The 17,848-nt window shown below is 58.1% G+C and carries 14 protein-coding genes and 1 tRNA gene; 7 read left to right on the top strand and 8 right to left on the bottom strand.

The features are described 5' to 3' along the window. Positions 1-3: 3 nt before the first annotated feature. The 7 genes from dppB to HMPREF3140_RS16415 form a co-directional block, all read right to left on the bottom strand. Positions 4-1,023 carry a dipeptide ABC transporter permease DppB gene (dppB, locus tag HMPREF3140_RS16450; protein WP_002921786.1) on the bottom strand — a complete coding sequence of 340 codons (1,020 nt, stop codon included), beginning with the start codon at positions 1,021-1,023 and terminating at the stop codon, positions 4-6. A gap of 134 nt (positions 1,024-1,157) precedes the next feature. After that, complete coding sequence (gene dppA / locus HMPREF3140_RS16445) at positions 1,158-2,765, bottom strand: dipeptide ABC transporter periplasmic-binding protein DppA (protein ID WP_070553041.1); 1,608 nt, start codon at positions 2,763-2,765, stop codon at positions 1,158-1,160. 716 nt (positions 2,766-3,481) lie between these two features. Beyond that, a tRNA-Pro gene (locus tag HMPREF3140_RS16435) sits at positions 3,482-3,558 on the bottom strand. A 119-nt stretch (positions 3,559-3,677) separates the two neighbouring features. Further along, the gene (locus HMPREF3140_RS16430) at positions 3,678-5,072 is read right to left on the bottom strand and encodes an ankyrin repeat domain-containing protein (RefSeq protein ID WP_023288068.1); all 1,395 of its coding nucleotides are present in this window, start codon (positions 5,070-5,072) and stop codon (positions 3,678-3,680) included. Positions 5,073-5,263: 191 nt separating this feature from the next. Continuing rightward, the gene (gene eptB, locus HMPREF3140_RS16425) at positions 5,264-6,937 is read right to left on the bottom strand and encodes a kdo(2)-lipid A phosphoethanolamine 7''-transferase (RefSeq protein ID WP_004152427.1); all 1,674 of its coding nucleotides are present in this window, start codon (positions 6,935-6,937) and stop codon (positions 5,264-5,266) included. Positions 6,938-7,179: 242 nt separating this feature from the next. Then, positions 7,180-8,385, bottom strand: coding sequence for an L-lactate MFS transporter (locus HMPREF3140_RS16420; protein WP_002921907.1), 1,206 nt, complete (start codon positions 8,383-8,385; stop codon positions 7,180-7,182). A gap of 241 nt (positions 8,386-8,626) precedes the next feature. Continuing rightward, a complete protein-coding gene (locus HMPREF3140_RS16415; protein WP_020803959.1) occupies positions 8,627-9,208 on the bottom strand; it encodes a hypothetical protein in 582 nt (193 codons plus the stop codon). Between the two features lie 205 nt (positions 9,209-9,413). Here HMPREF3140_RS16415 and tag point away from each other — a divergent pair, with 205 nt between their 5' ends. Further along, the gene (gene tag, locus HMPREF3140_RS16410; protein WP_021468890.1) at positions 9,414-9,995 is read left to right on the top strand and encodes a DNA-3-methyladenine glycosylase I; all 582 of its coding nucleotides are present in this window, start codon (positions 9,414-9,416) and stop codon (positions 9,993-9,995) included. Continuing rightward, on the top strand, positions 9,973-10,413 hold the full coding sequence (locus HMPREF3140_RS16405) for an N-acetyltransferase (RefSeq protein ID WP_032412556.1): 441 nt from the start codon (positions 9,973-9,975) through the stop codon (positions 10,411-10,413). The genes tag and HMPREF3140_RS16405 overlap by 23 nt, the downstream gene beginning before the upstream one ends. Here the strand turns inward: HMPREF3140_RS16405 and HMPREF3140_RS16400 are convergent. Next, entirely contained in the window at positions 10,382-12,712 is a 2,331-nt protein-coding gene (locus HMPREF3140_RS16400) for a molybdopterin guanine dinucleotide-containing S/N-oxide reductase (protein WP_023313729.1), read from the bottom strand. The genes HMPREF3140_RS16405 and HMPREF3140_RS16400 overlap by 32 nt on opposite strands. A 167-nt stretch (positions 12,713-12,879) precedes the next feature. Here HMPREF3140_RS16400 and HMPREF3140_RS16395 point away from each other — a divergent pair, with 167 nt between their 5' ends. The 5 genes from HMPREF3140_RS16395 to HMPREF3140_RS16370 all read left to right on the top strand — a co-directional run bounded on the left by HMPREF3140_RS16395 (position 12,880) and on the right by HMPREF3140_RS16370 (position 17,847). Further along, the gene (locus HMPREF3140_RS16395; protein WP_002921917.1) at positions 12,880-13,542 is read left to right on the top strand and encodes an OmpA family lipoprotein; all 663 of its coding nucleotides are present in this window, start codon (positions 12,880-12,882) and stop codon (positions 13,540-13,542) included. Positions 13,543-13,645: 103 nt separating this feature from the next. Beyond that, positions 13,646-14,662 carry a LacI family DNA-binding transcriptional regulator gene (locus tag HMPREF3140_RS16385; RefSeq protein ID WP_002921918.1) on the top strand — a complete coding sequence of 339 codons (1,017 nt, stop codon included), beginning with the start codon at positions 13,646-13,648 and terminating at the stop codon, positions 14,660-14,662. Positions 14,663-14,773: 111 nt separating this feature from the next. Further along, a complete protein-coding gene (locus HMPREF3140_RS16380; protein ID WP_002921919.1) occupies positions 14,774-15,523 on the top strand; it encodes a sugar phosphate isomerase/epimerase family protein in 750 nt (249 codons plus the stop codon). Between the two features lie 3 nt (positions 15,524-15,526). Continuing rightward, entirely contained in the window at positions 15,527-16,462 is a 936-nt protein-coding gene (locus HMPREF3140_RS16375; RefSeq protein WP_002921921.1) for a sugar kinase, read from the top strand. 104 nt (positions 16,463-16,566) lie between these two features. Beyond that, positions 16,567-17,847: an MFS transporter gene (locus tag HMPREF3140_RS16370; RefSeq protein ID WP_032412558.1), complete on the top strand. Its 1,281-nt coding sequence runs from the start codon at positions 16,567-16,569 to the stop codon at positions 17,845-17,847. Position 17,848: the final 1 nt, after the last annotated feature.

The following is a 17,848-nucleotide window of genomic DNA, read 5'->3' as shown; positions in this document are numbered from 1 at the left end:
CCCTTACTTCTTATGCCGGATACGCGGGTTCACCACGCCGTACAGCAGGTCGACCAGCAGGTTGACGAGGATAATCATCGTCGCCACCAGCAGCACCCCGCCCTGCACCACCGGATAATCGCGACGCTGCAGCGCGTCGATCAGCCAGCGACCTAAACCAGGCCATGAGAAAATGGTTTCCGTCAGGATGGCGCCCGCCAGCAGGGTGCCCACCTGCAGACCAATCACCGTGACCACCGGCAGCATCGCGTTACGCAGCGCGTGGATCACGATCACCCGCATCCGGGTCAGGCCTTTGGCGCGCGCGGTACGGATATAGTCTTCGCCAAGCACTTCCAGCATCGACGAACGGGTCATACGCACGATCACCGCCAGCGGGATGGTGCCCAGCACGATAGCGGGCAGGATCATATGCATTAAGGCGTCAATAAAGTCGCCCTGCTCGCCCCAGATGGCGGTGTCGATCAGCATAAAGCCGGTCAGCGGCAGGGTATCGTCAAGGAACACCGTATCGCTGATACGCCCGGAGACCGGCGTCAGGTTCAGCTGTACCGAAACCAGCATAATCAGCATCATGCCCCACCAGAAGATAGGCATTGAGTAGCCGGTCAGCGCCAGGCCCACCGCGGTGTGGTCAAAGATGGAGCCGCGTTTTACCGCAGCCAGCACGCCCACCGGAATGCCGACGGCGACGGCGAAGATCATCGCGCAGACGCCCAGCTCAAGGGTGGCTTTAAAGCGTGGGACAAACTCCTGCCACACGGGAATGCGGCTTTTCAGCGAGATGCCTAAATCGCCGTGTAGCACGCCCCAGATATAGTGGGCATATTGCTGCCACAGCGGCTTATCAAGGCCCATTTCGGCCAGCAGCTGCGCGTGACGTTCGGGGGAAATACCACGTTCGCCCGCCATAATCATCACCGGATCGCCGGGGATCATATGGACGAAAGCAAAGGTGAGAAGGGTGATACCGATAAATGTCGGGATGACTAGTCCCAGACGTCGGAGAATAAACTGCAACATAACCCGGATTCTCTCTAGTGACGCCCCGCCTGGCGACAGGGCGTCTGTATTGCTCACAAAAGCATTCCCCGGAATAGCGGGAATACGCCCCCCGCCTCTCCCACGCGGGGAGAGGGGGTCAGGCATCGTACTTATTATTCGACAGAGACGTTATCGAAGTGGTGTTTGCCCAGCGGGTCCACCACATAGCCTTTGACTTCTTTACGCACCGGCTCATAGACGGTGGAGTGAGCAATGATCAGCGCCGGAGCCTGGTCATGCATCACTACCTGAGCCTGTTTGTACAGTTCAATACGCTTGTTGTGGTCGTCGGTAGCGCGGGCCGGCTGAATAAGATCTTCAAACGGCTTATAGCACCAGCGCGAGTAGTTGGAGCCGTCTTTCGCCGCGGCGCAGCTGAACAGGGTCGCGAAGAAGTTATCCGGATCCCCGTTGTCGCCGGTCCAGCCCATCATCACGCTCTGGTGCTCGCCCGCTTTCGCCCGCTTCAGATACTCGCCCCACTCGTAGGTGACGATCTTGGCCTGGACGCCAATCTTGGCCCAGTCAGCCTGAATCATCTCCGCCATGCGGCGGGCGTTCGGGTTGTACGGACGCTGTACCGGCATCGCCCACAGATCGATGGTGAAGCCTTTTTCCAGGCCCGCTTCTTTCAGCAGCTGCTTCGCCTTCTCCGGATCGTAGGTGTAGTCCTTAACGTCGTCGTTATAGCCCCACATGGTCGGCGGGATCAGGTTCTTCGCCGCCTGGCCTGCGCCCTGGTAAACCGCTTTGATGATCGCTTCTTTGTTGACCGCGTAGGTCAGCGCCTGACGTACTTTGACGTCGTCCAGCGGTTTCTTCTCGGTGTTAAAGGAGAGATAACCGACGTTCAGACCCGGCTGTTCCAGCAGGGTAATGTTCTTATCTTCCTTCATGCGCGCGATGTCGGCCGGGTTCGGGTACGGCATCACCTGGCACTCGTTTTTCTGCAGCTTGGCATAGCGCACGGAAGCGTCCGGGGTGATGGAGAAGACCAGACGATCGATCTTCGGCTTGGTACCCCAGTAGCCCGGGAAGGCTTTATACAGAATGCGGGAATCTTTCTGGTATTGCAGCAGCTGGAATGGGCCGGTACCGATAGGATTGAGATCCACTTTTTCCGGCGTGCCGGCTTTCAGCATGTTGTCAGCATACTCTTTCGAAAGAATGGAGGCGAAGTCCATGGCCAGATCAGCGAGGAACGGCGCTTCCGGACGGGTCAGGACGAACTGGACGGTATTATCGTCCACTTTCTTCACTTCGCTAATCAGGTCCGGTAAGCCCATCCCTTCAAAGTATTCATAGCTGCCGCCAGAAACTTTATGGTACGGGTTATTAGTATTCTTCTGGCGATCGAAGGAGAACACCACGTCATCGGCGTTCAGGTCACGGGTTGGTTTAAAGTCTTTATTTTCCTGCCACTTCACACCCTGACGGAGGTGGAAAGTATAGGTTTTGCCATCCGCACTGACTTCCCATTTCTCAGCAAGTCCTGGAATAACTTCCGTCGTACCGGTTTTAAATTCGACCAGGCGGTTATAGATCGGTACGGAGCTGGCATCATAGGTGGTGCCAGAGGTGAAGAGCTGTGGGTTAAATCCTTCCGGCGAGCCTTCAGAACAATAAACCACGGTTTTCGCTTGCACGCTGGCGGCGACGGTCATGGCGACCAGGCTCAGACCAAGCTTCAGCATCCCTGATTTCTTCAAGGAAATACTCATTATTCTGCTCCAAAATTGTGATGTTGTTTGCATATATCCGCCGGACCTTTATTTATTTTTTACCCGGTCCGGTCGGTGGTGCCCGAAGGCGTAGAGAGAGATGGGGATTCCTTTCGCAAAAACGACTGAGTTGCAGTACGGATTCTCCATGAAATGCCCCTCATGCCCTACAATCTGTCAACAGAATGGGGAAACGTCAATACAGCCAGCCGGGTTTTACATCCAGCGTGAGAAACGGCAGGCAAAGATTAAAAAAACTTCAGGACGCTATTTTCAGCAGAGAAATTTATGCTACTGGCAATTCAGCAGAATAAAGACCTTATTAATTTGCAACACCCAGTGGGAAACAATGCCAGCAAATGAGAAAAATTTCTTGCTGTGTGACCAATATGTGAGCGATTAATAGCGTGAACGTTAAAACGCACAGCGGAAAATGCTGCATTCAGCCATAAGCTTCGCGAAAAAAGATCTGTTCATCGATAAAAAAATGCAATGGAAGATGTCACAAAATAGCGAATAGCCGGCTGAAAACGTGAGTAAAGACGTTTATTGTGATTTTGGTGGTATTTTTGGCCAGTCGTGCACTGATGTTGCCCGGCGGCGCTGCGCTTGCGCGGGCCTACGGAACGCGAGTCGAACCTCCTGCCCCCGGAGGTTCTCATCCTCGCAGGCCCCAGATGCAAAAAAGCCTGCTCATTGAGCAGGCTTTTCGAATTTGGTCGGTGATAGAGGATTCGAACCTCCGACCCCTTCGTCCCGAACGAAGTGCGCTACCAGGCTGCGCCAATCACCGAATGCGGGGCGCATCTTACTGCTGGGATGCCTACCCGTCAATGCCTTATTTTCAAAAAATCGCTCAACCGGCGAGAAACTCAGCAGCCTGAGCAGCGAATCGCCGGTTGCTCAACGTTTTTAGCGGCAGTTGACCTCAAACGTTTTGCGATACTCGGATACCTTACATGTCACCGGCTCGCCGAGATAGGTTGCGCCCGCCGGGGTGAATGTAAACTCTCCCAGTAGCATCGTCAGCTCCCCCAGCTCCGGGCAGGATTGCTGATGACGCATAATATCCGGGCGGGTATCGTTATTCACCGCCCGGGCGATGTCGCTGTATGCCAGCTTGTCGGCAAAGGCATTAGCACAAAACTGCAGTTCGCTTTGCGCCATATGCGCGGCCTGCCCCTTCAGCTCGGCATGCTGTGCCAGCAGCAGCTGGCGAACCTCGCCGGCCCGGCTGTAGCCAATCGCCGTATAGCCGGCCTTATTGCTGAGGTTGACGCTGGCGCCAGCCGCAAGCAGCGCCTCGACATTGGCTTTATTATTCATTTTGACCGCCAGCATCAGCGGGCTGAGATCGTTGGCGGAAAGCTGGTCCACCTTTGCGCCGCGCTGCACCAGCGCCGCGATCACCGCAGGCGCCCCCTGCCCCGCCGCCACCTGCAGCGCCGTGAGTCCTTCACGGTTCGGCTGATCCACTTCCACCCCGGAGGCCGACAGCGCCAGCACCAGATCGGGATCATCCCCCGCCGCCGCCAGCATCAGCGGTGTGGTGCCGGATTTATCCGCCAGGCTGGTGTCCGCCCCGGCGTTGGCCAACGTCGTGATGGTTTCCGCCGATCGCGCGTGATCGACAGCGAGGAAAAAGGCCGATTCCCCGGACGCGTTGACAGCCTTCACGTCCGCGCCGTGCTTGAGGAGCAGCGCCACTATCTCGTCGACGTTCTTCTTAAACGCGCCGGGCGCCAGTTGTAACGCCATGTCTTCGGTCATCAGCGCGCGATTGCCCGTCGCCAGCGATTTCGCCGCCGTTGCGCCAACTATCTTGTCCAGCGTACTCTCCTCTTCGACAGGCGCATCGGGCTTTTTCATCGCCAGAATATGCTGATAGTCGTTTCTGATGTCCCCGCCGTCGGAGATGGCGGACATCAATGCCGTACTCTTGTCGATGGAGGTCTGATTCACCGACGCTCCCGCCTGGAGAAGATCGCCGATAATCGCGGTATCGCTGCCACGCGCCGCCGCCAGCATCAGCGCCGTGACGCCCTGGCGCGTCTGGAGGTTCGGCTTCGCCCGACGCTTAAGCAGCAATTCCACCACATCGCGACGATTTTCCGCAGCAGCGACCATCAGGCCGCTTAAGCCGGTTTTATCCTGACCATCCACATCAATGCCGTTATCCAGCATGGCTGCGATCGTCGCTGGCGCATCGTATTTACAGGCCAGCAGGAACTGGCTGGTCTCTTCCTCAGACTGGCAGCCCGCGAGCATCATCAGGCACAGTAGGACCAACCCCTTTATCACCTTCATCCTTTCTCTCCATGAAAAGTTCATGCACAGGGGAAGCGAGGAAACAGGGGTAATCAAAGAAGAAGAGGTCACCTGCCAGACACGTCCACTGTGCGAAAAAAATCCCTCGCGCGGCGTCAGCCGGCGAGGGATTAGCTTATCCTGGGCTCAGGAAAGGAAAACAGACCCGAGAATCTGAAAACTATCGGGCCTTACTTTTTCCACCGGCACCAGTTGTTGTTCTCATTGATCCCGCCATCCGGCGAGGTATAGCCGAGGCAGCCCATAATGGTGTCGTACAGCTCGACGTGACGGCGCGGCACCTTCATCGCAGCCTGCTGCTGCAGATGGGCAAACGCGGCGGCGTGATCGGGATTTTCCAGGTACTTATCCGACATCCACACCATCATCGGCACGCGGAACTGCTCCGGCGGCGCCATCTTGCGCGGCGTACCGTGCAGGTGTTCACGCTCGTTAATCGACTCCCCGTGGTCGGCGGCATAGAACACAATCGCTTTCTTATCCCGCAGCTGGTCGAGGACGCTGACGATAAAGTGATCGACATAGGTCACGCTATTGTCGTAGGAATTGATCAGTTCCGCTTTCGAGCACTTGTTGTCGACGCCGACGCACTCCGGTTTCCACTGGGCGAAGCTGCGCGGGTAGCGTTGGGTGTAGTTAAAGTGGGAGCCTTTGGTGTGGAGAATGATCAGATGCTTACCGGAGGCGTTGCCCTGCGCCATACCGCGCTTCATCTCATCCACCAGCAGCATATCGTCAACGCTCTTACCGCGGTTGCGCGGCTCGGCGCCAATCTGCTCGCGGTAGGCGATATTGTTGGCCATCGTGTTGCTGTAGAACCACATCTCGCTCTGCATGGCGTACAGATTGCCGCTGAAGCCCAGCTGATGCAGTACGGCAAAGACATTCTGCTCTTTGAGCGTCCGCTGGGGGTTATCTTCCGCCCCGCCCTCGCGCACAAACATGCAGCGTAACGACAGTTTGGTAGCGGTATCGCACGAGTAACCGCGGAAGGCGACGAGATTCTTCTCTTTCTCCAGCTCTGGCGTGGTATTGCGGCTATAGCCGAGGATGCCCATATGGTCCCAGCGGGTCGTTTCGCCAATGATAAACACCACGTAGGTATCATCCAGACCTTCCGGCGCGACGTAGGTGAACTTCTTCGCCGGGTTAATCAGCGATTTGTTGTCTGAGGATTCATCCACCTGCGCCCAAGCGTACAGACCCAGCGCCGACAACCAGTTCGACGGCAGGTAAGAGTTGGCGATCACCCCGCCATAGCTCGGCATATCCACTTCCGAATGGCGCTCCACATCATGCTGGCGCAGCTCTAGCAGGCGGATGGGTCCCCAGACAATCAGTCCGGCCAGCACCACGATCAGCACGTTTTTAACCCGCTGGCCCGGGGTGCGTAGCTGGCGCAGCAGCGTATGCCGGCAGCGGTTGCTCCAGATGAACAGCAACGGCGGCGCGCTCACCGCCACCAGCCAGAGGATCAGGTGCCAGCCGATGACCTCTTTCGACAGGTCGATATCGGTGGTCATCACCGAAGCGATAATCCCGTAGCCAATCACCACATTGAGGAACGTCATGTAGTAACTCGCCGCGGCGGAAAACAGGACAATCAGCGTCGCCAGAATGCGCCAGATACGGCGGCCGAACAGCGACAGAAGACGTAACAGGAAGAAGGTGACAAATACCGTGGCAACCAGTTCAACAACACCGGAAAGCCCTTTCCAGAAAGTGAACTCTTGAGCATAACCATCGAAACGCCGGAAAAAAACGGCGACGTTCATAAACCAGCCGATGTACAGCGCCAGCCAAAAACTAAGCTTCTGCTGCGTCATCGTTCTAATATATTTCATGCAAGCAAACCTGGAAAAAGAAGAATAAAACACCGCCTGACGCTGTGGCACGAGTCAGTAGGCTAATAGGGTGCGTTAGGGTTGGTTATCAGAAACCTCTACAAACCGCGATAAGTAGACCACAGGGAACGAGAAAAGTATCAGGAGGGAATGTGATCCAGCCAAACATTTACAAAACATTTGGCTGGATTGGCACTATTTGCTTAGGGAAATAACCAGGGGCACGTTTCACGCTGCAGGTTTCAGGCGTGCGCCTCGTTATATACCGTGCTTTTCGGCTGACGGATGGTGGTGGATAGCGCCAGCGAGAGGATCAGCAGGGCGAAGATCACGCAGAAGGTCACGTAGAAACCGCCGAACAGCGAAGCGATGAGAGAGCCGCAGATGCTGCCGATACCGAAGCCCAGATAAATCACGCCATAGTTTTTCGCCAGATTGTTCAGACCAAAGAACTCACTCACCAGCGACGGGAAGACGGTAATGGTGCCGCCGAAGTTAAAGGCGACGCAGGCGATGGCGGCGAAGAAGGTCAAGGCATTCAGCGGGGCGAACAGCAGCGCGGCCATCCCCACCAGCGACACGACCTGACCGATGGTAATCACGCGAATGCGGGAGATTTTATCAGACAGGATACCTAACACCAGGCGACCGCTGAGGTTCGCAATCGAGATAACCGTTACCGCGTTGGCCGCCGTGGCGACATCCAGGTGGACCATTCCCTGGGCAATATCTTTCGCTACGCCAATTACGTACAGACCGCTCATGCAGGCCGTCAGGAACATCACCGCCAGCATCCAGTACTGCGGTTTACGCATCGATTCGGCGAGGGTGAAGTCGTTTTCCACGACGCCGTTGGCCGCGGTGGCTGCCGGGTGATTTGGCGCATCTTTCATCAGGGTCGCGCCAAAGACGATCATCACCAGCACGATAGCGCCCCAGATAACGAAGGTTTTTTCCAGGCCAACGGTGGCCAGCAGGTGGGAATCAATGAATTTGAACCCCAGGCTGCCGAGACCATAGGAGCCAATGGAGAAGGCGGAGATCAGCCCTTTACGTTCCGGGAACCATTTCACGCAGTTCGACAGGGTCAGCAGGTAACCGGCGCCGTCCGCCAGCCCCACCAGCACGCCCGCGCTCAGCCACAGCATCATCAGGCTGCTGGAGTGCGCGGTCAGGAAGAAGCCCAGGCCGAGCAGGATCCCGGAGGCCATGGTGACGCGCTTCACGCCAAAGCGCTCCTGCAGCTTGCCGGCGACCGACGAAGAGAGCGCCAGCCCGAGGCTCAGCAGACCAAAGGAAAAAGCCACCTGACTGACCGGCTCGCCCAGTTTGTCAGACAGCGAACTGTTAAACAGGCTCCAGGTATAAACCGAACCGAGAGCGAATTGGGTGATGATGGTGCCGATCAGTGTCAGCCAGCGGGTCGATTGACGGTTTGCAGCGTTCATAGCAGTTGTCCTGATAAATTAACTGCCGCCACAATAGCGAAGGCCCCTCATCCAGTGGGGGAAAAAGGCATGAACTGCCATCAGCGGGGAATGAAATGCATTAATGTTGGAATGAATGGCATTGCATAACATTCATTCCGTAAATTACAGGCAAAAAGTTAGTGTGCGCTATCTCACAGAAATGCGCCATTGCTGAGATTTAACAATAACCACATCGTTTCAAATGCGTAACAATTCCCGATTAAAAATTGGCGCTGACCCCCATCAAATAGAGCGTATTTTCCCCTGACGGCAGGTTATCCGCCTGCGACAGCGTTGCCCATGCCGCCACGTGGGATCCCAACCGCATATCAGCGCCCAGGGTGACATCGCTCCAGCCTCCCTCCCTGGCACGGGTCATCGGCGCCCAGACATCGCTGGCGAGCGACTGGTTATAGCTCACCTGCGCCCAGGGATGCACGCCCCACAGCGCCTGATAATCCATGCGCCAGCCGAGCGTGTTAACGTAGCCCGCCTCGCCTGCGCTTCTCACCGTCGGCGCGGTGACGTCGCTGCGCAGGCTGGCCACCGGCCCGGAGGTTACGCCGTTTGCCAGCGGATAATTCCAGCCAACGCTCAGGCCGCGGCCGCTGTCCGGCGGCGCCAGCCCCTGGTTTAACGCCAGCCCGCCGGGCGTCTCAGAGGACTTCATCCGCTCGGCGAGAATATCTTCATAACGTGGTTGGTGATCGCTATCCCATGTATAGCGTTCCGACGTATTACTTTTTGTATCGATAGCGATATATTCCTGTTGCCAGGCATTCGCTCCAGAGACACATGACACCCAGACGGATACGCTCGCCGGGATCAAGAACCCCCGGAGGCCATTGCATTTCTTTATTATCATTAATGCGACTCCAGAAAAGAGCCGAATCGGCAATATTGCTGTGTTTTTAGTGGGGATACGATTTCCCTGTATTAACTATTATCTTTATCTTTCAGCCGTCAAGGCGGGCGTCCACTTTTTTAGCGCAGAGGGAGAAACAGCTATGCAGCGTTGCGGATGGGTGAGTCAGGATCCGTTATACATCGAGTATCACGATACCGAATGGGGTGTGGCGCAAAAAGAGGGTCGCCAGCTGTTTGAAATGATCTGCCTTGAGGGCCAGCAGGCCGGTTTATCGTGGATCACGGTGTTAAAAAAACGGCAGAACTACCGCCAGGCTTTTCACCAGTTCGATCCGGTGCGCGTGGCGGCGATGGGTGATGACGATATCGAGCGACTCCTGCAGGATACCGGCATCATTCGCCATCGGGGAAAAATCCAGGCCATTATCGGCAACGCCCGCGCCTATCTGGCGATGGAAGAAAATGGCGAGTCGTTCACTGATTTTGTCTGGTCCTTCGTCGACAATGCGCCACAGGTGACCCGCGCTGCGACGCTGGCGGAAATTCCCACCACGACGCCGGCCTCCGAAGCGCTGTCCAAAGCATTGAAAAAACGCGGCTTTAAGTTTGTCGGCTCGACAATCTGTTATTCCTTTATGCAGGCCTGTGGGCTGGTCAACGACCATGTCACCGGCTGCTTCTGTCACCCTGGAGGTCAGGATGATCCGCAAGTGGGACACTGAAGATACCGCGCCGCTGCTGGCGCTGTGGCTGGACAGCACGATTCATGCCCATCCTTTTATCAGCGAAAGCTACTGGCGCGACAGCGTCGCGGTAGTACGGGATGTCTATCTTCCCGCCGCCAGCACCTGGGTCTGGGAGCAGGATGGCGAGTTAAAAGGCTTTGTCAGCGTGCTGGACTCCCGTTTCGTCGGCGCGCTGTTTGTCGCGCCGGGCGCCACCCGCCAGGGTATTGGCCGGGCGCTGCTGGATGAAGTCAAACAGCACTACGCCAGGCTGAGCCTTGAGGTTTATCAGAAGAACGAATCGGCGGTGAGTTTCTACCATGCGCAGGGCTTCCGGATTGAAGACTGCGCATGGCAGGACGATACTCAGCACCCGACGTGGATTATGCGTTGGCCGGCGGATCAAATGCCGTAAGCGGCAGCGCCGGGCCGGTATATTTCTCCAGCCACGCCAGGGCGGTGTTCCCGGCACAGCCGTTGCCCAGCCGGGATGTCGGAATATCTTTGGTTAAGACGTTCACCGCCCCGTTTTTGCAGATGCCGACCTGCGGATCCAGGTCGGGCCACGCTCCTTCATGCAGGCAAATCACCCCCGGGCGGATCCCCTCCGTCACCACGGCGCCGGCCAGCACCTGACCGCGGGCGTTCCATACCCGCACCAGATCGCCATCGACAATCCCGCGCGCCTGCGCATCCTGCGGATGAATAGTCACCGGTTCGCGCCCGGCGACGGCATAGCGCTCGCGCAGCGCGGTGTGGTTCAGTTGACTGTGCAGACGGTGGGCCGGATGGGCCGACAGCAGCTGCAGCTGCCCCGCCTCTGCGTTGCCATGCCACTCGTCGGGCTCCAGCCACATCGGATGCGGCGGACAGTCGGCGTAACCAAAAGCGGCGATGGTCGGCGAGTGGATCTCTATTTTACCGCTCGCCGTTTTCAGCGGGTTGGCCTGGGGATCGGCGCGGAAGGCGGCGAAACGCGCAAAACGGGCATTCTCCGGCTCCTCCGGCATCTCAATCAGCTGGTTAGCCTGCCAGAATTCGGCAAATGGCGGCAGCGTCACCTGCTGCTGGGCGCCGCGCCGGGCGGCCATCTGATAGAAAGTCTCCAGCCACTGCAAATCACTCTTCCCTTCGGTGAAGCGTTCGCGGCCACCCGCCTCCCAGCGTTCGCTGAGGTCGGCAAAGACCGCGAAATCGTCGCGCGCTTCATCTCGCGGGGCAACCACCTGCTTCATCGGCACCAGATGCTGGTTACTGTAGTCCCCGGTCATGGTCAGATCGTTGCGCTCAAACGAGGTGGTCGCCGGCAGGACGATATCGGCATGGCGCGCGGCGGCGGTCCAGAAGCATTCGGAAATGACGATAAGCTCCGGTTTCTGCCACGCCTGAATCAGTCGGTTGGTGTCCTGATGATGAGTAAAGTTGGCGCCGCCGGCCCACCAGATAAAGCGAATATCGGGAAAGCGCCGCGCCATGCCGTTGTGCTGATACTCCGCCCCCGGATTCTCCAGCGCCTCGACAATTCGTGCGACCGGGATCTTCTCCACCGCGTCCACGCCTCCGGCCACGCTCCCCTGCATCGAGCCCAGCACCGCCGCGCGGCGGGTCGGGTTGCCGCCGTTGGCAAAATGATAGGAAAGACCAAACCCGCCACCGGGGGTACCGATCTGTCCCAGCATGGCGGCCAGAGTGACCAGCATCCAGTGTTTCTGCTCGCCATACTGCTGACGCTGCATGCCCCAGCCGGCCATCAGCATAGTGGTATTTTCGTGGAAAATTTGCGCCAGTTCGCGGATTTTATCTGCTTTAACGCCGCAGAGCGCTGCTGCCCAGTCAGCGGTTTTCGCTACGCCGTCGCTTTCGCCGGTCAGATAGCGGGCAAAAATATCGTAGCCGCTGGTGCAGCGGGTAAGAAACGCATCATCCTGCCAGTCATTTTCCACCAGCGTATGGGCGATCCCCAGCATCAGCGCGACGTCGGTGCCCATATGCGGCGCGATCCACTCCATCGAATCGCCAAAGAAATCGACGGTTTCCGATCGCATCGGATCGATGCAGATCAGCCGCTTACCGCTCTGGCGCAGCCGATCAAACCACGGGATCCCTTGCTCGTCGGAGGCATTCCAGGCAATTTTCAGCGTGTTCAGCGGGTTGGCGCTCCACAGCACCACCACTTCGCTGTGCTCGAGCACCAGCGGCCAACTGGTCTGCTGCTGATACACCTCATTGCCGCCAACGACATAAGGCATGATCGCCTGCGCCGCGCCGGTGGAGTAATCGCCAAGATGGCCGGTATAGCCGCCCGCCAGGCTCATATAGCGCTGCAGCAGCGTCGCCGCCTTATGCAATACGCCGTTAGAGCGCCAGCCGTAGGAGCCGGCAAAAATGGAGGCCGGACCGTAGCTGTCGCGGATCCGCCGATGCTGGGCATCGATCAGATCCAGCGCCTGCTCCCAGCTCACCCGCACGAATTCATCCTGACCGCGGACCCCCTGGGGCTTGTCCGGTGAAGCAAGGAAGCCTTTACGCACCATTGGATAGCGCACGCGGGTTTTGCTGTGCACCTGATCGCGCACTGCCGTTTGCAGCGAGTTGGCAAACGGTGTCGCCAGCGCGCCGCGGGAAGAGAGGACGTTTTCCCCGTCCGTTTCCACCAGCATCGGTCCCCAGTGGGCGGCGGTTAAGATGGTTTTGGTTGCAGATGAGGTTGGCAAGGGCGGCTCCTGGTCAGCGAATGCAGGTGTCATGACGGCGTGATGGGCAACCGTTCAATGTTATTTACAAAAAGAGATGGTATCCGGGGAATTTTCTCCGTAATCGCGCGTCATAATCAACCGTCACGTTCGCTGTGACAAAGAATAAAAAGGATTAAGGACATTAAATGAAAAAACGCGTACTTATGATTGCGGCGCTGGTCAGCGGCACTCTGGCCATTTCTGGCTGCACCACCAACCCCTATACCGGTGAACGTGAAGCAGGCAAATCCGGTATTGGCGCAGGTATTGGCTCCTTAGTGGGCGCTGGCGTCGGCGCGCTCTCCTCTTCCAAACATGACCGCGGCAAAGGCGCGCTGATTGGCGCAGCGGCCGGCGCGGCGCTCGGCGGCGGCATTGGTTACTACATGGACGTGCAGGAAGCGAAGCTGCGCGACAAAATGCAGGGAACCGGGGTCAGCGTGACGCGAAATGGCGACAATATCGTGCTGAACATGCCGAATAACGTCACCTTCGACAGCAATAGCGCCAACCTGAAGCCGGCCGGCGCCAACACCCTGACCGGCGTGGCCATGGTGCTGAAAGAGTATGAGAAAACCGCTGTTAACGTGGTCGGCTACACCGACAGCACCGGCAGCAAGGATCTGAATATGCGTCTGTCGCAACAGCGTGCGGACAGCGTCGCCAGCGCGCTCATCACCCAGGGCGTGGCGGCCAATCGCATTCGCACCACCGGCATGGGCCCGGCGAACCCTATCGCCAGCAACAGCACAGCGGAAGGCAAAGCGCAGAACCGTCGCGTGGAAATTACCCTCAGCCCGCTGCAGTAAGCGCAACCTCATGTCGCCCGGCAGCCGCTCTGCCGGGCAAAATGCTTGATATCGCTATTTTTCGCGCTAAGGTGTTGGCAGATTTTCAGCAAAGGAAGCCACCATGGCGAAAGCGGCGCGTGCAACTATCAGCGATGTGGCGAAAGCCGCAAAGACCGGCAAAACCAGCATTTCACGTTATCTTAACGGCGAGAAGCATCTGCTTTCCGACGACCTGTTATCACGTATTGAAAAAGCCATTGCCGAACTCGACTACCGCCCCAGCCTGATGGCCCGCGGCCTCAAGCACGGCCGAACCCGCCTCATCGGCCTGATCATCGCCGATATCACCAATCCCTACTCGGTCAACGTCATGAGCGGCATTGAAGCAGCCTGCCGGGAAAAGGGCTTCACCCTGCTGGTGTGTAATACCAATAACGAGCTCGATCAGGAGCTGCACTACCTGGACCTGCTGCGCAGCTACCAGGTGGAAGGCATCGTGGTCAACGCAGTCGGTATGCGGGAGGATGGCCTGAACCGCCTGCAGCAGTCGGCCCTGCCGATGGTGCTGATCGACCGTAAAATCCCCGACTTCGCCTGCGATGTGGTCGGGCTTGATAACGCCCAGGCCGCCACCACCGCCACCGAACATCTGGTGGAAAAAGGATTCGAGGCCATCCTGTTTCTCAGCGAACCGCTGGGCTCGGTGAATACCCGTCGCGAGCGCCTGAGCGCCTTTCGCGCCACGCTTGCCCGCCACCACGGCGTGGTGGCCGAAAACGCCGAGGTGCAGCTTAACGACGGCGCGATGCTGGACAACGTCCTGCGTCAGTTCCATGCCCGCCACCGCGGGATGCGCAAAGCGGTCATCTCCGCCAACGGCGCGCTGACGCTGCAGGTAGCCCGCGCCCTGAAGCGCGTCGGCCTGATCTGGGGGAGCGATATCGGCCTGCTGGGCTTCGACGAACTGGAGTGGGCGGAGCTGGCCGGCGTCGGTATTACCACCCTCAAACAGCCGACGTGGCAGATCGGCTACGCGGCGGTCGAACAGGTTATTCGGCGCATTGCCGGCACTAACGACCCCATCCGCGAACGGGTATTTTCCGGCGAGCTTATCGTCCGCGGATCAACCTCCCGTTAACGATCCTTCGTGATGCCGATCATAAATTAAACATCTCGCCCTTTCTTATGGAACCGATACCATCTAGCGTATTAAGGAGATTAAGCAACAAACGCCGGGAGTAAGAGCGCGATGGCCAGAAAAATTATTGTCGTTACCGCTGCGTATGGTAATGACCATGTTAAATCCTTAGGCGGGCAGGCCGCCGTCCTGCCGTTTATCGCCAACGCCGGCGCGGACGGCGTCGAAATCCGCCGCGAGCTGTGCAGCGCGGAAGAGCTCAACGCTCTGCCCTCGCTGGCGGCCACCATTGAGCGCCACGGCCTGCTGGCCTGCTACTCCGCGCCGCAGGCGCTGTTCACCGACAACGGCGAGCTTAACCCGGATCTCCCGACGCTGCTCGCGGAAGCGCAAACTCTGAACGCTCTGTGGCTGAAGCTCTCCCTTGGCCATTTCCTCCACAATCAGCAGTTGGATGAGCTGCGCGATATCCTCAGCGACAGCGGCATGGCGTTGGTGGTAGAGAATGACCAGACCGACTGCGGCCAGCTGGCGCCGATGCAGCGCTTCAAAGCCGCCTGCCGGGTCCATCAGCTGCCGATCACCTTAACATTTGATATGGGCAACTGGCTGTGGGTTGGCGATTCGCCGGAAGAGGCGGCACGTCATCTTGCGCCGGCAGTCAGCTATATTCATGTTAAAGCGGCGGAGCCTCATCATGAGAAATTCCGCGCTGTACCGCCGGATCAGGCCGCCGAACGCTGGCTGGCCCTGCTCGATAATCTTCCCGCCGACGCGCCGCGTGGAATCGAGTTTCCGCTGACTGGCCATGACCTGACGGCCGTGACCCGCCGCTACGTCAACCTGTTACGCGAGGATTAAGTCGTGGAAAATTTAGATGTCATCACCATCGGCGAAGCTATGGCCATGTTTGTCGCCACCGAAACCGGGGATCTGGCCGAGGTGGAGCATTTCATGAAACGTGTCGCCGGCGCCGAGCTGAACGTCGCCACCGGCCTGGCGCGCCTGGGTCTGAAAGTCGGCTGGGTGAGCCGCGTCGGCAACGACAGCTTTGGCCGCTTCGTACTGCAATCGCTGGCGAAAGAGGGGATCGATAGCCACGCTGTGGCCATCGACAACCGCTTCGCTACCGGTTTCCAGATGAAATCGAAAGTCGAAAATGGAACCGATCCCATTGTGGAGTATTTCCGCAAAGGATCCGCAGCCAGCCATCTTTCGCCGGACGATTTTCGCGCCGACTACTTCACCAGCGCCCGCCATCTGCACCTGAGCGGCGTCGCGGCGGCCCTTTCTGAGAGCTCTTACGCGTTGCTGGAGCATGCGGCGAAGGTAATGAAAGCCGAAGGAAAAACCCTCTCTTTCGACCCCAATCTGCGCCCGGTACTGTGGAAAAGCGAAGCCGAGATGGTAGAGAAACTCAACCGTCTCGCCTTCCAGGCTGACTGGGTTTTGCCAGGCTTGAAAGAGGGCGTGATTCTTACCGGCCAGCAGACCCCGGAAGGGATTGCCGATTTCTATCTCTCCCGCGGCGTCAAGGCGGTAGTCATTAAAACCGGCTGCGACGGCGCCTGGTTCAAGAGCGCCAGCGGCGAACAGGGAACGGTCGATGCCATTAAAGTCGATAACGTCGTCGATACCGTCGGCGCCGGCGACGGCTTTGCCGTCGGGGTGATTAGCGCCCTGCTGGAAGGCAAAACCCTGCTTCAGGCGGTGAACCGCGGCAATAAAATCGGTTCGCTGGCGATTCAGGTCCAGGGCGACAGCGAGGGGCTGCCCACTCGCGACGCGCTGGGCGAGTAACTTTTCTACGCAACGATAACAGCCGTCCTGTACCCTACCTGCAGCGCGGCACAGCAGCGTCCGTTTCGACGGACGTATGTCTCCTCATTGACAGAGGCAAGCCTATGAATAGCTCAACAAATGCAACGAAACGCTGGTGGTACATCATGCCTATCGTGTTTATCACGTATAGCCTGGCGTACCTCGACCGCGCCAACTTCAGCTTCGCTTCCGCGGCAGGCATTACCGAAGACCTGGGCATCACCAAGGGGATCTCCTCCCTGCTGGGGGCGCTGTTCTTCCTCGGCTACTTCTTCTTCCAGATCCCCGGCGCTATCTATGCGGAGCGCCGCAGCGTTCGCAAACTGATCTTTATCTGCCTGATCCTGTGGGGCGGTTGCGCCTCCCTGACCGGTATTGTGCATAATATCCCGGCGCTGGCGGCGATCCGCTTTATCCTCGGCGTCGTCGAAGCGGCGGTGATGCCGGCGATGCTTATCTATATCAGCAACTGGTTCACCAAATCAGAGCGCTCTCGCGCCAACACCTTCCTGATCCTCGGTAACCCGGTGACGGTCCTGTGGATGTCGGTAGTCTCCGGCTACCTGATTCAGGCCTTCGGCTGGCGGGAAATGTTCATCATCGAAGGGGTGCCGGCGGTGATCTGGGCCTTCTGCTGGTGGGTGCTGGTGAAAGATAAGCCGTCGCAGGTGTCCTGGCTGGCGGAGATTGAAAAAGCGGCGCTGCAGGAACAACTGGATCGTGAACAGCAAGGCATCAAAGCGGTGCGTAACTATGGCGAAGCCTTCCGCTCCCGCAACGTGATCCTGCTCTGCGCGCAGTATTTTGCCTGGAGTATCGGCGTATACGGCTTTGTACTGTGGCTGCCGTCGATTATCCGCAGCGGCGGTGAAAATATGGGGATGGTGGAAGTGGGCTGGCTCTCTTCTGTCCCGTACCTGGCGGCCACCATCGCCATGATCGTCGTCTCCTGGGCCTCGGATAAACTGCAAAACCGTAAGCTGTTCGTCTGGCCGCTGCTGCTGATTGGCGGACTGGCCTTCATCGGTTCCTGGGCGGTCGGCGCCAACCACTTCTGGGTCTCCTACACCCTGCTGGTGGTAGCCGGGGCGGCAATGTATGCGCCATACGGCCCCTTCTTCGCCATTATTCCGGAAATGCTGCCGCGCAACGTCGCCGGGGGCGCCATGGCGCTGATCAACAGCATGGGCGCGCTGGGCTCCTTCTGCGGCTCGTGGTTTGTCGGCTACCTGAACGGCGCCACCGGCAGCCCCGCAGCGTCCTATATTTTTATGGGGGTAGCGCTTTTCGCCTCAGTATGGCTGACTTTGATTGTTAAGCCTGCTAATAATCAAAACCTTCCACTTGGCGCTCATCACGCCTGAA

Source organism: Klebsiella sp. HMSC16A12 (assembly GCF_001808265.1).
Classification (GTDB): Bacteria; Pseudomonadota; Gammaproteobacteria; order Enterobacterales; family Enterobacteriaceae; genus Klebsiella; species Klebsiella pneumoniae.
This window is presented reverse-complemented; position numbering and strand designations above follow the sequence as displayed.

Coding starts and splice junctions, on each gene's coding strand:
- HMPREF3140_RS16420 (WP_002921907.1), bottom strand. CDS start 8,385: ATGAACGCTGCAAACCGTCAATCGACCCGCTGGCTGACACTGATCGGC.
- HMPREF3140_RS16380 (WP_002921919.1), top strand. CDS start 14,774: ATGGCCAGAAAAATTATTGTCGTTACCGCTGCGTATGGTAATGACCAT.
- HMPREF3140_RS16385 (WP_002921918.1), top strand. CDS start 13,646: ATGGCGAAAGCGGCGCGTGCAACTATCAGCGATGTGGCGAAAGCCGCA.
- tag (WP_021468890.1), top strand. CDS start 9,414: ATGCAGCGTTGCGGATGGGTGAGTCAGGATCCGTTATACATCGAGTAT.
- eptB (WP_004152427.1), bottom strand. CDS start 6,937: ATGAAATATATTAGAACGATGACGCAGCAGAAGCTTAGTTTTTGGCTG.
- HMPREF3140_RS16430 (WP_023288068.1), bottom strand. CDS start 5,072: ATGAAGGTGATAAAGGGGTTGGTCCTACTGTGCCTGATGATGCTCGCG.
- HMPREF3140_RS16405 (WP_032412556.1), top strand. CDS start 9,973: ATGATCCGCAAGTGGGACACTGAAGATACCGCGCCGCTGCTGGCGCTG.
- HMPREF3140_RS16370 (WP_032412558.1), top strand. CDS start 16,567: ATGAATAGCTCAACAAATGCAACGAAACGCTGGTGGTACATCATGCCT.
- dppA (WP_070553041.1), bottom strand. CDS start 2,765: ATGAGTATTTCCTTGAAGAAATCAGGGATGCTGAAGCTTGGTCTGAGC.
- HMPREF3140_RS16395 (WP_002921917.1), top strand. CDS start 12,880: ATGAAAAAACGCGTACTTATGATTGCGGCGCTGGTCAGCGGCACTCTG.
- dppB (WP_002921786.1), bottom strand. CDS start 1,023: ATGTTGCAGTTTATTCTCCGACGTCTGGGACTAGTCATCCCGACATTT.